Source organism: Pseudorhodoferax sp. Leaf267 (assembly GCF_001422405.1).
GTDB lineage: Bacteria > Pseudomonadota > Gammaproteobacteria > Burkholderiales > Burkholderiaceae_C > Pseudorhodoferax.
The window spans coordinates 590,066-603,965 of the sequence record NZ_LMMV01000012.1 but is presented as its reverse complement, the minus strand read 5'-3'; the positions used below and the strand labels follow the sequence as shown (position 1 = coordinate 603,965).

Below are 13,900 nucleotides of genomic sequence, written 5' to 3'. Positions count from 1 at the left end.
AACCCATGTCCCAGAAAGTTTCACTGACGCGCTACCTGGTCGAGCAGCAGCGCGTCGACGGCCTGATCCCGGCGCAGCTGCGGCTGCTGCTTGAGGTCGTGGCCCGCGCGTGCAAGCACATCAGCCAGTCCGTCAACAAGGGCGCACTGGGCGACATCCTCGGCGCTGCCCAGACCGAGAACGTGCAGGGCGAACTGCAAAAGCGCCTGGACATCATCGCCAACGAGGTGTTGATCGAGGCCAACGAATGGGGCGGCCACCTGGCGGCCATGGCCTCCGAGGAGATGGACAGCATCTACGTGGTGCCCAACCGCTACCCGCAAGGCGAATACCTGCTGCTGTTCGATCCGCTGGACGGCTCGTCCAACATCGACGTGAACGTGAGCATCGGCACCATCTTCAGCGTGCTCAAGAAGCCCGATAACAGCGCTGGCGTGAGCGAGCAGGACTTCCTGCAGGCCGGCGCCAGGCAGGTCGCGGCCGGCTACTGCGTGTATGGCCCGCAGACCACGCTCGTGCTGACGGTGGGCGACGGCGTGGCCATGTTCACGCTGGACCGCGAACAGGGCTCCTTCGTGCTGACGCAGGAGCACGTGAGGGTGCCGGCCGACACCAAGGAATTCGCGATCAACATGAGCAACATGCGGCACTGGGACGAACCCGTGCGCCGCTACATCGACGAATGCCTGGCCGGCCAGGAAGGCCCGCGCGGCAAGGACTTCAACATGCGCTGGGTGGCCAGCATGGTGGCCGATGTGCACCGCATCCTGACGCGCGGCGGCATCTTCCTGTACCCCTGGGACAAGCGCGAGCCGAACAAGCCCGGCAAGCTGCGCCTGATGTACGAGGCCAACCCCATGAGCTGGCTCATCGAACAGGCCGGCGGCGCCGCCACCAATGGCCGCGAGCGCATCCTCGATCTGCAGCCGACCAAGCTGCACGAACGTGTGAGCGTGGTACTGGGCTCAAAAAATGAGGTGGAGCGCGTGACGAGCTATTACGCCGCGCTATAATCGCGGGCTTACGCCGGTGTAGCTCAGTCGGTAGAGCAGCTCATTCGTAATGAGAAGGTCGGGTGTTCGATTCATCTCTCCGGCACCAAAACCAGTCAACCCCTGCCATCGCAAGATGGCGGGGGTTTTCTTTTTGGCGCGGCCGCTCAGCTCGCCAGGAAGAAGCGGACGACCTCGGCGCTGGCATCGATGCCGGCGGGCTCCGTGAACGAGCCCTTCTCGCTGCCCCCGAGCCAGGCGTGCGCGCCGCCGGAGACGATGCATTCACGCACCATCACGCGCCCACTCGCGTCGCGGAACTCGGTGACGGCAGGCGTGCGCTTGGGGCCGCGCGCCAAGGATATGCCGGCGCGCTTGAACGCACTGACGGCCTGCCGCGTCACGGCCCGCCCGTTGTCCACGTGCACGGTGCTGTCGGCATCACCATGGATCACCAGCGTGCGCACGGCGGTCTCAGCGCGCGAGGCCCTGGAGCGCCCGTCAACTCGCGTCCTGCCCTGCATGGCGTCGAACGCGCTCGACATGTCATGCGCCGCGCCACGCGCCAGGCCGGAATGCGCCGCCACGCCGGCGAAGACATCCGGGTAGGCCTGCCCGAGGATCACCGCCATCGAGGCACCGGCCGACAGCCCGGCCACGAAGATGCGCGTCGTGTCGACTGCGTAGCGGCCGGCGATAGCCAGCGCGATGCCCGCCAGGATCGACGGCTCCTGGCCCTCGCGCACCTGTTGGCCGGACTCGAACCAGTTCCAGCAATTGGCGCCGTTCGAGCGGAAGGTCTGCTCCGGATACGCCACCAGGAAGCCGTGCGTTTCGGCCAGCGCATTCATGCGCGTTGCCACGGCGAAGTCTTCGGGGTCCTGCTTGCACCCGTGCAACATGAGCACCAGTGGCAACGGCCTATCGGCCGTACGCTGCGGCACGTACAGCTTGTAGTTGCGCGACCCGGCCGCGCTTTCGAAGGTCTCCTCGACGAAGGCGCCCAGCGGTTCGAGAAGCAACAACGCGGCACTGGCCGGCGCAGGTGGCAGGGTGTCGCGCCGAGCGGGTGCGGCAGCGCTCGACCCGAACAAGCCCGAGGCCTCGAGGGCGCGGGCGATGAAGTCAGGGATGTCGTTGGGCTTCATGCACCGAACTCCAGAAATGTTGCAATGCAGCATTCTGCGTGCCAGCCATGGGCGACCAAGGGTCCATTCATGCCATTGCACTGTGGGACAAGGACCACGCCCAGTCCGGCTGCTCCACGCGCTTGACCGTGGAATGCCACGTGCATCGCCATCCTCTGCGAGCGTGCAGTTCAGAATCGGGCATGCGCAGCAGTGGCAGCCCTGAAGACCAACCGCCAGAACGCCCCGGTGGCGCGGCCGAGTCGGCGCTGTCCGTCTCGTTTAGCGACTACGTGGCCCTGTCGCAGAGTCCACCGGACAGGCGGCCCAAGGCCGATGCGATCCGCAGGGCCCGGTGGCTGGTGGTGTTCGTCTGCCTCGCCTTGCTCGCGACGAATGCTTGGCTGATCGTCGACGCGCGGGCGCACGCGATCGCCCAGGCCGCGCTGGCGAGCACTAATCTGGCGCGTGCCGTGACCGAACGCGTGGAGGGAACGGTCTCCGAGATTGAGCACATCCTCGATGGCATCGTGTTCGAACTGGAGCGCTCCGACCTCACGCCCAGGGTGCTCGAACGTATGCAGCCCATCCTGGTGCACCACGTAGCCGCCGTCGAGCAGATCAAGGGCATCTTCATCTACGACGCCCAGGGCAAATGGATCGCAAGCTCCGAGCCCACCTGGGACCCCGCCGCCAACAATGCGGACCGCCCCTACTTCAAGCACCACCGGAGCAACCCCAGCGCCAAGGCGCTGATCGGCGCGCCCATCGTGAGCCGATCCTCCGGCGAATGGGTCGTGCCAGTCTCGCGCCGGCTCAACGATCCCGATGGCGACTTTGTGGGTGTGGCCCTGGTCACATTGCGGCTGCAGTACCTGCGCAACCTGCTGGACAAGTTCGATGTGGGCGGCGAAGGTGCCATCGCGCTGTTCCTGGCCGACCGCATCATGGTGCGCCGGCCATTCAAGGAGACCGACCTGGGCAGCCCCCTGCCGCAGACGCCGCTCAAGGCGCTGCTCGACGCCACCCCGGCCGGCACGGCGGACGCACGTTCGACGCTGGATGGCGTGTGGCGACTGATCAGCTTCGAACGCACGCGCAACTATCCGATCCTCGTGACGGTGGCCGTCAGCAAGGAAGAGGTGCTGCGCAGCTGGCGGACAGCGTCCATGTTGCAGACCGGCTGGGCGCTGTTCCTGTGCCTGGTCCTCGGGCTGGCAGGGCTTTACGTCAACCGCTCCATGCGCCGCCGCCTCAAGGCCGAATCCGGGTTGCGCGCGACGCGCGACGCGCTGGCGCAGGCCAATGCGCGGCTGGCCCACATGGCGCAGTACGACGGACTGACCGGCCTGCCCAACCGGCGCTACTTCGACTCACGCCTGATCAAGTATTTCAAACAGGCGCAGCGCGAGCGCAGCTGCATTGCCGTCGTGATGGTGGATGTGGACGAGTTCAAGAAATACAACGACCACTACGGCCACGTGGAGGGCGACCAATGCCTCAAGCGCGTCGCCGAGGCCCTCAGTGCAACGGCCCAACGGCCGATCGACCTGGTCGCACGCTACGGTGGCGAGGAGATGGTGCTGCTGCTGCCAGGAACCGATGCAGCCGGCGCGGTGCTGCTCGCGCAGGCCGCCCGGCGTGCCGTGGTGGACCAGAACATTCCCCATGTGGCCACCGCGCTTGGCAAGGTGTCGGTCAGCCTGGGGGTGGCGGCCTGCATGCCCGGGCCTGCAGACACGCCCAATGCGCTACTGAAGGCCGCGGACGCTGCGCTGTACCAAGCCAAGAAGAACGGCCGCAACCGCGTGTATCCAGCGCACTGAGGCGCCCGGCAGGATCAGATGCGGTGGCGTCGGCGGCGCACGACCACCGCACACAGCGCCAGGCCCATGAGCACCTGGAGCGCCGTGCTGTTCGATGTCCACGCTGGTGTGGTCTGGCGATCCTGGCTGGTCCAGATGTTGGACCGGCCCGCGTTGCCGTAAGGCGTCTGGACAAACGCGGTCGGCACCGTGGTCCACTGCGCGGCCGAACGCTGGAACTGGCCGTGCAGGGCCTCCAGCTGTGCCAGAGGTTGGTAGTTCAGGCCCATGGGAATCGGATCGCGCTCCGCGCCACCGAGAGAGATGACGGACGCCTGAGCGCCCTGGCAGAGGAAAGCTGCGGCGAGCAGCAAGCCCGCGAGAGCTGCGGCATGGGTCGAACGATATGTTTTGTGCATGGCCGGTTCCTTTGAATCCGTAACACCAAGCACGATCTGCGCCATCCAGCTTTTCCCTTACTAAACAAGCGTTTGGCGGCTCAACCATGGGTATGGCTTCGGGTGTGTAAGCCAGCTCGACACCGGCGGCCCGATGTCTGCATGCCTTTCGGCACATCCATGGTGCAAACTTGTATCTGTGTGCAATACGGGCCTATCCATGCAATGTTTTGCTACGGTGCGACCAACACAAGGTGCGCGCCATGGCCTACGCCAAGTCTGGCGACTACATGACATCGCTCGGGGCGCCAGCAGGAAGAATCGTCACCTCACATCCCGGGGCTGCCAGCGCGCGCAGCCCGCCCATCCCGATCGCCACCATGAAACTCTTCAACTGCACGAATTGCGGCAACCGCGTCTTTTTCGAAAACCTGAGCTGCGAGGCCTGCAAGAGCACGCTGGGTTATTCGACCGAGGAGCGCGCCATGGTTGCGTTCCAGGTCACACCGGAAGGCATCTGGAATCGCGCCGGCTCCGATGGGCTGGCCTACCGCCCCTGCATCAACACCGCGGAAGGGGTGTGCAATTGGCTCGTGCCCGTCGACAGCGCGCACCAGCATTGCGTCTCCTGCCGTACCACGCACACCATTCCCGCCCTGAGCAAGCCCGAGAACCGGCTGTACTGGGGCCAGTTGGAGCAGGCCAAGCGCCGGCTGTTCTTCACGCTGCTGGAACTGGGCCTGCCGGTGCCGAACAAGCTGGAGGACCCGGCCAACGGCCTGTCGTTTGAATTCCTGGAAGACACCAGCACCGAGGCGCGCGTGCTCACGGGCCATGACGAGGGCGTGATCACGCTCAACATCGCCGAGGCCGACGACGCGCGGCGCGAGCAGATCCGCTTGTCCATGCACGAGCCCTACCGCACGTTGTTGGGCCATTTCCGCCACGAGATCGGCCACTACTACTGGGACCGCCTGATCCGCGGCACGAACTGGATCCAGGAATGCCGCGCACTGTTCGGCGATGAATCCATCGACTACGCGCAATCGCTACAGCGCCACTACGCCAACCCGCCGGCCGACTGGCCGCAGAATTTCATCAGCGTCTACGCAAGCTCCCATCCCTGGGAGGACTGGGCCGAAACCTGGGCGCACTACCTGCACATGGTCGACGGGCTGGAGACCGCAGCCGCGTGGGGTCTGCATCTGGACCATGCCATTCCCTCGGGCCCGAGCCTGGTGGCCCAGCCGCTCGACCTGCAGGCCAGCCAGATCGGCGCGACCGTGATCGAGCAATGGCTGCCGGTCTCGCAGTTCATCAACGCGATGGACCGCAGCCTGGGCTCGCACGACAGCTACCCCTTCATCGTGATCGCGCCCGTCGTCAGCAAGCTGGACTTCATCCACCGCGTGGTGCAGGCCGCGCGCCGCGGCGAAGCGCCGATGAACTTCCAGCTGGCCGAGCCGGCCCCCGCGCTCGCGCCGGCCTGATCCATCCGGTCTGCCGGCCCGCTGGCGCCTACAGTGGGGCTCCAGCACATCACCAGGGAACCCCATGGCCGAATCGATTCTCTTGACGACCGCGCGGGTGACCACCTTCGACGGCGGGCGCCTGCTGACCGGCGCCAGTGGCTTCTTCTTCGAGCGCGACGCGCAGCTGTTCTTCGTGACCAGCCGCCATGTGGTGATCGACGCGCCCACGGGGCACCACCCCACGCATATCGCGATCGAGGTGCACACGGACGCCGTGAACCTGACACGCTCCGAGCAGATCACGCTGGCGCTTTACGAGGACGGCAAGAGCCAATGGCGCCAGGGCGGCGATTCCGGCGGCGACATCGACGTCGCGGCGATCGAAATCCCGCGCGCGTTGCTGCCTGCCGGCGCGGACCTGCGCTGCTTCACGCCGGCGCATCTGCAGGCCTCGTTCGATGCCGTCGAAGTCGGCAGCAAGCTGCTGATCATCGGCTTTCCACTCGGATTCCACGACACCACGCACCACCTGCCGGTGGTGCGGCATGCCGTCATCGCATCCTCGTTCGGGGTGCGCTTCCAGGGGCAAGGCATCTTCCTGACGGACGGGCGCACGCACCGCGGCACCAGCGGCGCCTGCGTCGTGCGGCGCGACGAATCCATGGGCAAGACCCTGCCCTGGCGCCTGCTGGGCGTCCACTCGGCACGCATGGACATGGGCGGGCGCGACCTGGTGCTCGACGAGTCGCTGGGCCTGAACTCGGCCTGGTACGCCGACATCCTCATGACGCTGACCGCCCCGCGCATGGTGCCGCCCGCTGCAGGCCAGGCAGCTCCTTCGGCGGCAGCCTGACGCCCCTCGGCGTGAAGCCGTTCACGACCGCAGCGCCCGCTAGCGCACAACGACACACTCGCGACGCAATCGCCCCTGACGGCGTTCTGATAATTCCCGCGTGCCGGCACGCTGCCGGCCGCCCCAATGGAGTCCACCCGTGACCACCTCCCGCAGAAAATCCGTGTGCCTGCCCTGCAGCGCCCAGCCCTGGCTGGTCGCTGCACTGCTGTGCCTCGGCGCCCTGCCCTGCGCGATGCTGATCGCGCACCGCTGGGTGACGGTGGAGGTGACGACGACACCCATCGGCGATGCCGCGCCGCCGCTCTCGGCACTGGCGCTGGCCGGCGCCTGCGCGCTGGCCGCGGCCCTGCTGCTGTACTGCCAGGGCCTGCGGCGCGCGGCCGCGGCCCGGCGCGCCCGGGCGCAGGAGGCTCAGGCCGCACGGCTGCGCACGCTGGGCCTGCTGGAGGCCATTGCCCAGTGCACGACGGAGCTCATGGTCGCTAAGGACATGGAGGGCCGCTACACCTTCTACAACCACGCCGCGGCCAAGACCTTCGGGCGCAAGGCCGACGAGATCCTGGGGCGCACCAACATCGACATCTTCGGCCCGGAGATGGGCGCGCGCCTGGGGCGTGACGACGCGCAGGTGCTGCGCACGCTGCAGCCCACCGTATTTGACGAGGAAATGCCGACACCGGACGGCAGCGTCACGCTGCAATACACGAAGAGCCCGCTGTTCGACGAGGCGGGCCAGCTCATCGGCCTGCTGATGGTGGCGCGCGACGTGAGCGAAAAGCGGCGCCTGCAGGCGGACCTGCAGACCCACCGGCAGCAACTCGAGAGCAAGGTCAGCGCACGCACGCTGCAGCTGACGATGGCGAACGAGGCGCTGGAGCGGGCCGTGCGCTTCAACCGGACGATCACCGACGCCTTGCCGGGCCGCGTGGCCTACTTCGATCGCAGCCGGCATTGCCTGTTCGCCAACCGTCTGTACGCCGAATGGTTCGGCCACACGGTCGAGAGCGTCGTCGGTCTCAGCACGCAGGAGATCGCAGGCCCGCACCACGAGCGCCTGCGTGGCCCGCTGCACGCCGCCCTGGCCGGCGAGCCGCAGTCCTACGAACGCGACACCGTGCTGCCGGATGGCTCACTGCACTGCCAGCAGGTGCACATCGTGCCCGACATCGATGCGCAGGGTGAGGTGCATGGCGCGCTGCTGATGTCGTTCGACATCACGGAGCTCAAGCAGACCGAGCGCGCCCTGACCTGCAGCAACGCGCAGCTGCAGGCCTCGCGCGACCGCGCCGAGGCCGCCAGCCGCGCCAAGAGCGTGTTCCTGGCCAACATGAGCCACGAGATCCGCACGCCGCTCAACGCCGTGATCGGCATGACGCACTTGATGGCCATGGACGCCGCCCCCGGCCGCCAGCGCGACCGGCTGGCCACGGTCGACACAGCGGCCCGGCACCTGCTGCGCATCCTCAACGACATCCTGGACCTGTCCAAGATCGAGGCCGGCACGCTGCGGCTGGATGACGAGCCGTTCTCGCTGCACGCCGTGGTGCGCCAGGCGACCGAGCTGCTGGAGGCCAGCGTGCACCACAAGGGCCTGGACATGCAGGTGCAGGCCGCGCAGTTGCCGGACCGCGTACAGGGCGATGCAACACGGCTGTCGCAGATGCTGAGCAACCTGCTGTCCAACGCGATCAAGTTCACCGAAGCCGGCCGCATCCGGCTGCACGCCAGCGTGGCCGCCACCGACGGTGCGCGTGTGCAGCTGCGCTTCGAGGTCGACGACACGGGCGTGGGCGTGGCGCCCGAGCGCCGCGCCACCTTGTTCAACAACTTCGAGCAAGGCGACGGCTCGACCACGCGCGTGCACGGCGGCACCGGCCTGGGCCTGGCATTGACACGGCAGCTGGCCCAGGCCATGGGCGGCGAAGCCGGCTACCGCCCGAACGCCACGCGCGGCAGCACGTTCTGGGTCACGGCCTGGCTGACGTCCACCGACCACGCCACCGCCCTGCCCACCGCCCCGGCACCGGCGCCAGACCCACTGGATCAAGCCATCGCGCAGCTGCGCCGCCGGCACGCCGGCCAGTGCGTGCTGCTGGCCGAGGACAACCCGGTCAACCAGGAAGTGGCCCGGAACCTGCTGGCGCTGGCCGGCCTGCGCGTCGATGTCGCCGAGGACGGCGAGCACGCCGTGCGCATGGCCGCCGCGGGCGGCTACGACCTGGTGCTGATGGACCTCGAAATGCCACGCATGGACGGGCTGGCCGCCGCGCGCGCGCTACGCGCCCAGGGCCTGCGCATTCCCTTGGTCGCCATGACCGGCCATGCCGCCGCCGACAGCGTGGACAGCGGCCTGGACGACCATCTCGCCAAGCCGGTCAACCCGCTGGCGCTGTACGAAACACTGCTGCGCTGGCTGCCCGCCCCACCCGACGCGGGGTCGTGATAATGCCGGCATGCAGGAGACCCGCCCCGCCAGCGCCGAGGTGCTGGCACCCCTCACGCCGCAACCCGACGACGACGCATACGAGGCCGAGCACCAGCGCACCCTGCGCCGCTTCTTCGACGACACCACGCCCGACCATGAGCGCGTGCGCGCCGCGTTGCGCACGGCCGGCTTCGACCGGATGCAGCGCCACACCGAACAGGGCTTGTTCTCGGAATACACGGCCGTCAAGCCGGGATAGGCCACGACGAGGCGGCCCCGCCATGATGTTCTTCCATCCCGGCGCGCAGTACCGCTTCGAGATCCCCGACGACTGGCTGCAGGCCGCTGGCGTGCTGCGCTTCATGCCGCGGCGACTGTGCTACGCGCACACGCATGAACCGCAATGGCCCACCGCCACCGTCGGCATCTTCCAGGTGGGCCTGCCGCCGGGCTGCATGGCGCCGGCGCCGTTCGCCGAGCAGCGCATGGTCGACACGTTGCGCGCCATGGCCACCGGGCAGCCGCTCGCGCCGCTGTGGTGCTCTCAGGAGGCCGGCGCGCCGCGCCTGACGCTGCGCCACGGCCTGCACCGCTACCACGCCGCCGTCGCCCTGCGCTTTCGACAGGTGCCGGTTTCGGTGCGCCCCCACTTCCAGCTCGGATGACGCGTCTGTAGGACGGAACCGGATGCTGCGCACAGCCGCACGCGCCGCATTCCTACACTGCTGCGTGCGTTGTGCATCGATGATTCGCTCGCGTTGTGAACGGCTGCGGCCGGCACAGCCCTGAATCTGAGGCGCAACGGAGCACACGAACATGGACCTGAATCAAACACACGCGTTGGCCAGCATGGAAGAAAGCCGGCCCGACGACATCAAGACCGTCTTGCAGGACTCCGGCTACGGTGAGCTGGCCGACCAGTGGCTGAGTGCCACGAGCGAGTTCCAGACCGTGGCGCAGCAGCCCCTTGCCGCCGACCTGAAGGTGCAGGAAGTCAGCGACGACATGGTGCGTGCCTACGCACGCATGTGCGTGAGCTGGTCGCGCATTTCGCAGCTGCGCGACCAGGCCATGGGTAGCGTCGAACACCTCTCCTACATCCGCTGAGCCCGCCGGGCCGCCACGGCCCGCGCGGTGCGTTCAGCCAGCCGGCAGCATGCGCTGCACCTGCGCCAGCAGGTCGTCCACGGCGAAGGGCTTGGTCAGCAACTCCATGCCGCTGTCCAGCACCCCATCGGCCCGCGTCGCGCTCTCGGCATAACCCGTCATCAGCAGCACCTTGAGCCCCGGCCGGTGCAGCCGGGCCGCATCCGCCACCTGGCGCCCGTTCAGTCCCGGCAGGCCGATGTCGGTCACCAGCAGGTCGATCGTCTCAGGCCCCGTCAGCAGGGCCAGGCCCGCCGGCCCATCGGCCGCCTGCAGCGTGCGGTAGCCCAGTTCCTGCAGCAGCTCCACCACCATGCGGCGCACGACCTCCTCGTCCTCCACCACCAGCACGGTGTGCCCGCCGCCAGGGGCCAGCGCGGGTGCCGGCGCTGCAGGGGCCGGGCCCACCGGACCCAGGTGGCGCGGCAGGCACAGCTGCACGCGCGTGCCCTGCCCGGGCGTGCTGTCGATGCTGGCGTAGCCCTCGGACTGGCGCGCAAATCCGTAGATCATGGACAGCCCCAGCCCCGTGCCCTGGCCCAGCGGCTTGGTCGTGAAAAACGGCTCGAAGGCCCGCTCCAGCACATCGGGCGCCATGCCCAGGCCGTTGTCCTGCACGCAGATCTGCACGTAGTCGCCATCGTGCACGCCATCGGCCGCCAGGTTGCGTGTCGCAACCGTCAGCACGCCGCCGTCGGGCATGGCGTCGCGCGCATTGATGCACAGGTTCAGTACCGCGCTTTCGAGCTGGTTGGGGTCGCACAGCGTGGGCCACAGGTCGGGTGCCAGGTCCAGCCGCAGTTGCAGCCGCTCGTCCATCGAGCGGTGGATCAGCCCCTCCATCGACAGCACGAGCGCGTTGACGTCCAGGCCGCGCGGGGCCAGGGGTTGGCGCCGCGAGAAGGCCAGCAGGCGGTGCGTCAGCGCGGCCGCGCGCCGGGCCGAGCTGCCGGCGTCGCCCAGGAAGCGGCCGACCTCGTCGATGCGGCCCTGCGCGATGCGGCGCTGGATTAGGTCCAGCGCGCCGGTGATGCCTTGCAGGAAGTTGTTGAAGTCGTGCGCGATGCCACCGGTGAGCTGGCCCACGGCCTCCATCTTCTGCGCATGGCGCAGGGCCTCCTCGGCCGCCGCGCGCTCGGCCGACTCGGCGCGCAGCCGGTCCAGCGTGCTGGCGAGTTCCTCGGTGCGCTCGGCGATGCGCATCTCCAGATGGCCGTTGAGCTCCTTGAGCGCGCGCTCGGCCCGCACTTGCTCGGTCACGTCGTTGCCCTCGGCGAAGATGCCGTCCACATGGCCGCTGCCGTCGAAGATCGGCTGGTAGACGAAGTTGACGAAGCGCTCTTCCAGCGCGGCGCCGGGCCGGCGCTCCAGCATGACGCGCACGCCGCGGCCGACGAAGGGCGCGCCGCTGCGGCGCACCTTGTCCAGCAGCTCCAGAAAGCCCTGGCCCGCCAGCTCGGGCAAAGCCTGCTCGATCGACTGGCCGGCCAGCACGCGGTGCCCCACCAGCTGCTGGTAGGACTCGTTGTACAGCTCGTACACGTGGGTCGGCCCGCGCAGCACGCACATGAAGCCGGGCGCCTGGCGGAACAGCATATGGAGCCGGTCACGCTCGGCCGTGCGCGTCTGCACCGCCTCGGCCAGCGACTCGGCATGCTGGCGCTCGGCCTCGTAGGCGTCGGCGTTGTCCAGGCTGGCACCGATGGGGCCGGCGAGCAGGCGCACGAAGTCCTGCGCCAGTACGTCGCCGGGCCGGTGCGGGTTCAGCGCCGCCACCAGGAAGCCACTGGGCCGCACGCCACCGCGGCCGCCGACGGCGCGCACCATGGCCGTCTGCGGCGCCATGGCCCAGGGGCCGGTGGGTGCATCGGCCGACGGGTCCAGCGCGACATGGGCTTCGGCCAGGCCGGACAAGATGCGTTCGGCGCCCCAGTGCCCGGCGTCGGCCAGGCCATGGCTGGCGGCGATGCCCACGCTGCAGGCCAGCTGCGCCCGGCCCTGGGCATCGAACAGGTAGACCATGGCGAACGGCAGGTCGTGCGCGGCGCCAGCCAGCCCATGCTCGATGGCCTGCAGGGCACTCGCGCGCGTGCCGCTGGCGGCCAGCCCGGCCGACAGGCGGCTCAGCACGGCCATGCGGCGCTCGCTGAGCACGCGTTCCGTCTCTTCGGACACGGCACAGAACAAGCCCTCGACCTGGCCGGTGTCGCCCAGCAGCGGGCTGTACGAAAAGGTGTGGTAAGTCTCCTCGCGGTAGCCCGAGCGCTCCAGGATCAGCAGCAGCGCCCGGTCCCAGGTCGACTGGCCGTCGCGGTAGACCGTCTGCATGCGGTCCTTGATGTCGTCCCAGATCTCGGCCCACAGCACGTGGCAGGGCTGGCCCAGGCCCTGCGGGTGCTTGCGGCCCAGCGTGGGCCGGTAGGCATCGTTGTAGAAGAAGCAGATGTCCGGCCCCCAGCCCAGCCACATCTCGAAGCGCGAAGTCAGCAGGATGCGCAAGGCCACCTTCAGGCCCTCGGGCCAGTGCTCGGGCGGCCCCAGCGGTGTGGCGGCCCAGTCGTGGGCGCGCATCAGCTGCGCCATCTCGCTGGTGCCGACGAAGATGTCGGCATAGCGCTCGCGCACGGCCGGCGCCACCTCAGCGCGCCTTCAAGGCGTCCTCGATGGTGTCCAGGATGCGCTCGAGCGCGTCCAGGTCGAATGGTTTGGTCAGCGCCCGCACGTTCGGGCCCAGCGCCGCCAGTTGCGCGCCCATGTCGTAGCCCGAGCACAGCACCACCCACTGCTGCGGCTTGCTGGTGGTGAGCTGGCGCGCCAGATCCGTGCCGTTGATGCCGGGCAGGCCGACGTCGGTCATCAGGATGTCCCAGTCGCGCTGCGCCAGGGCCGTCAAGGCTTCCTCGCCGGTCGCGCACACGGTGATTTCCCGGGTGGGTGATTCCAGGGCCATGGCAATGGAGTCGCGCAGGTCGTCGTTGTCCTCGACGTACAGAATGCTGGTGGGCGTCATCAGTTGGGAAGAAGTCAGAAACGGTATTTGAGCCCGACGCTGGTGGACCGCACCCAGCCGTTGTCGTCGCCCGCGAAATCGAAACGGTGGCGCTGCCAGTCGAGCACGGCCGACCAGTGGTCGCTGAATGCCCAGTCCACGCCCAGGCCATAGGCCGGCCCCCAGCCGCTGGCACGCCCGGGCGTGATGCCGCTGCTGGCCGAGGACGCGACGCGCGTGCGCCCGTAGGTGGTGCCCAGGCGGCCGAACACGCCAAAACCGGCGCCCACATCGGCGCGGCCGACCAGGCTGAAGTTGACGCCCTCGGCGCGCGTGTCACCACCGCCGCGCTCGGCCTCGCCCATGTGCAGGTAGCCGACCTCGGCCCCAAAGAAGGGGCTGAACATGCCGCCCACGTAGGCCCGGCCCGCCAGCTGCGGCTGGTCGCAGCCGCCCACACCGCAATCGAGCCGGTAGCTCGGGCGGCCCAGGCTCAGGCCGGCATAGCCGTTGGTCGTGTAGGGCAACCAGGAACCGCGGCGCAGGTCATAGGGCGAAGGGCTGCCGGAAGTCTGGGCCATCGCCGTCCCCGCCAGCAGCAGGGCGGCAAGGCCGGCACACGATCGCAAGCTGTTCATGGGGTTCTCCTGTGTCTGTCGCAGTCCAGGGAACGGACGGGGCTGTGGGACA

Annotated in this window: 13 protein-coding genes and 1 tRNA gene; 9 read left to right on the top strand and 5 right to left on the bottom strand. The window is 68.6% G+C overall.

Annotation, left to right across the window (positions count from 1 at the left end):
• The first annotated feature begins 5 nt into the window (after nt 1–5).
• Together ASF43_RS14605 and ASF43_RS14600 are read left to right on the top strand one after the other, a co-directional pair.
• The gene (locus tag ASF43_RS14605; protein WP_056182282.1) at nt 6–1,013 is read left to right on the top strand and encodes a class 1 fructose-bisphosphatase; all 1,008 of its coding nucleotides are present in this window, start codon (nt 6–8) and stop codon (nt 1,011–1,013) included.
• Between the two features lie 12 nt (nt 1,014–1,025).
• Nucleotides 1,026–1,101, top strand: a tRNA-Thr gene (locus ASF43_RS14600).
• A 58-nt stretch (nt 1,102–1,159) separates the two neighbouring features.
• Here the strand turns inward: ASF43_RS14600 and ASF43_RS14595 are convergent.
• Complete coding sequence (locus ASF43_RS14595) at nt 1,160–2,140, bottom strand: PHB depolymerase family esterase (protein WP_056182279.1); 981 nt, start codon at nt 2,138–2,140, stop codon at nt 1,160–1,162.
• Between the two features lie 182 nt (nt 2,141–2,322).
• Between ASF43_RS14595 and ASF43_RS14590 the strand changes: the two genes are divergently transcribed.
• Nucleotides 2,323–3,945: a GGDEF domain-containing protein gene (locus ASF43_RS14590; RefSeq protein ID WP_082497862.1), complete on the top strand. Its 1,623-nt coding sequence runs from the start codon at nt 2,323–2,325 to the stop codon at nt 3,943–3,945.
• A gap of 14 nt (nt 3,946–3,959) precedes the next feature.
• Here the strand turns inward: ASF43_RS14590 and ASF43_RS30735 are convergent, their stop codons facing one another.
• Nucleotides 3,960–4,388, bottom strand: coding sequence for a hypothetical protein (locus ASF43_RS30735; RefSeq protein WP_156373316.1), 429 nt, complete (start codon nt 4,386–4,388; stop codon nt 3,960–3,962).
• A gap of 314 nt (nt 4,389–4,702) precedes the next feature.
• Between ASF43_RS30735 and ASF43_RS14580 the strand changes: the two genes are divergently transcribed.
• The 6 genes from ASF43_RS14580 (at nt 4,703) to ASF43_RS14555 (ending at nt 10,182) form a co-directional block, all read left to right on the top strand.
• Nucleotides 4,703–5,812 carry a putative zinc-binding metallopeptidase gene (locus ASF43_RS14580; RefSeq protein WP_056182273.1) on the top strand — a complete coding sequence of 370 codons (1,110 nt, stop codon included), beginning with the start codon at nt 4,703–4,705 and terminating at the stop codon, nt 5,810–5,812.
• Between the two features lie 64 nt (nt 5,813–5,876).
• Nucleotides 5,877–6,647: a trypsin-like peptidase domain-containing protein gene (locus ASF43_RS14575; protein ID WP_056182271.1), complete on the top strand. Its 771-nt coding sequence runs from the start codon at nt 5,877–5,879 to the stop codon at nt 6,645–6,647.
• A 139-nt stretch (nt 6,648–6,786) separates the two neighbouring features.
• A complete protein-coding gene (locus tag ASF43_RS14570) occupies nt 6,787–9,093 on the top strand; it encodes a PAS domain-containing sensor histidine kinase (RefSeq protein ID WP_156373315.1) in 2,307 nt (768 codons plus the stop codon).
• A gap of 10 nt (nt 9,094–9,103) precedes the next feature.
• The gene (locus ASF43_RS14565; RefSeq protein ID WP_056182265.1) at nt 9,104–9,334 is read left to right on the top strand and encodes a hypothetical protein; all 231 of its coding nucleotides are present in this window, start codon (nt 9,104–9,106) and stop codon (nt 9,332–9,334) included.
• A gap of 22 nt (nt 9,335–9,356) precedes the next feature.
• A complete protein-coding gene (locus tag ASF43_RS14560) occupies nt 9,357–9,740 on the top strand; it encodes a hypothetical protein (protein WP_056182262.1) in 384 nt (127 codons plus the stop codon).
• A gap of 151 nt (nt 9,741–9,891) precedes the next feature.
• On the top strand, nt 9,892–10,182 hold the full coding sequence (locus ASF43_RS14555; RefSeq protein ID WP_156373314.1) for a hypothetical protein: 291 nt from the start codon (nt 9,892–9,894) through the stop codon (nt 10,180–10,182).
• A 33-nt stretch (nt 10,183–10,215) separates the two neighbouring features.
• On the opposite strand, the gene ASF43_RS14550 is transcribed toward ASF43_RS14555, so the two are convergent.
• Genes ASF43_RS14550 through ASF43_RS14540 form a run of 3 tightly spaced genes read right to left on the bottom strand, consistent with a single transcriptional unit; the run spans nt 10,216 to nt 13,848 of the window.
• Nucleotides 10,216–12,858: an ATP-binding protein gene (locus ASF43_RS14550; protein WP_056182256.1), complete on the bottom strand. Its 2,643-nt coding sequence runs from the start codon at nt 12,856–12,858 to the stop codon at nt 10,216–10,218.
• A 1-nt stretch (nt 12,859) separates the two neighbouring features.
• Nucleotides 12,860–13,231: a response regulator gene (locus ASF43_RS14545; protein ID WP_056182252.1), complete on the bottom strand. Its 372-nt coding sequence runs from the start codon at nt 13,229–13,231 to the stop codon at nt 12,860–12,862.
• A gap of 14 nt (nt 13,232–13,245) precedes the next feature.
• Entirely contained in the window at nt 13,246–13,848 is a 603-nt protein-coding gene (locus tag ASF43_RS14540; protein ID WP_056182250.1) for an outer membrane beta-barrel protein, read from the bottom strand.
• Nucleotides 13,849–13,900: the final 52 nt, after the last annotated feature.

Coding starts and splice junctions, on each gene's coding strand:
- ASF43_RS14595 (WP_056182279.1), bottom strand. CDS start 2,140: ATGAAGCCCAACGACATCCCTGACTTCATCGCCCGCGCCCTCGAGGCC.
- ASF43_RS14580 (WP_056182273.1), top strand. CDS start 4,703: ATGAAACTCTTCAACTGCACGAATTGCGGCAACCGCGTCTTTTTCGAA.
- ASF43_RS14545 (WP_056182252.1), bottom strand. CDS start 13,231: ATGACGCCCACCAGCATTCTGTACGTCGAGGACAACGACGACCTGCGC.
- ASF43_RS14605 (WP_056182282.1), top strand. CDS start 6: ATGTCCCAGAAAGTTTCACTGACGCGCTACCTGGTCGAGCAGCAGCGC.
- ASF43_RS30735 (WP_156373316.1), bottom strand. CDS start 4,388: ATGGCGCAGATCGTGCTTGGTGTTACGGATTCAAAGGAACCGGCCATG.
- ASF43_RS14565 (WP_056182265.1), top strand. CDS start 9,104: ATGCAGGAGACCCGCCCCGCCAGCGCCGAGGTGCTGGCACCCCTCACG.
- ASF43_RS14555 (WP_156373314.1), top strand. CDS start 9,892: ATGGACCTGAATCAAACACACGCGTTGGCCAGCATGGAAGAAAGCCGG.
- ASF43_RS14560 (WP_056182262.1), top strand. CDS start 9,357: ATGATGTTCTTCCATCCCGGCGCGCAGTACCGCTTCGAGATCCCCGAC.
- ASF43_RS14540 (WP_056182250.1), bottom strand. CDS start 13,848: ATGAACAGCTTGCGATCGTGTGCCGGCCTTGCCGCCCTGCTGCTGGCG.
- ASF43_RS14575 (WP_056182271.1), top strand. CDS start 5,877: ATGGCCGAATCGATTCTCTTGACGACCGCGCGGGTGACCACCTTCGAC.
- ASF43_RS14590 (WP_082497862.1), top strand. CDS start 2,323: ATGCGCAGCAGTGGCAGCCCTGAAGACCAACCGCCAGAACGCCCCGGT.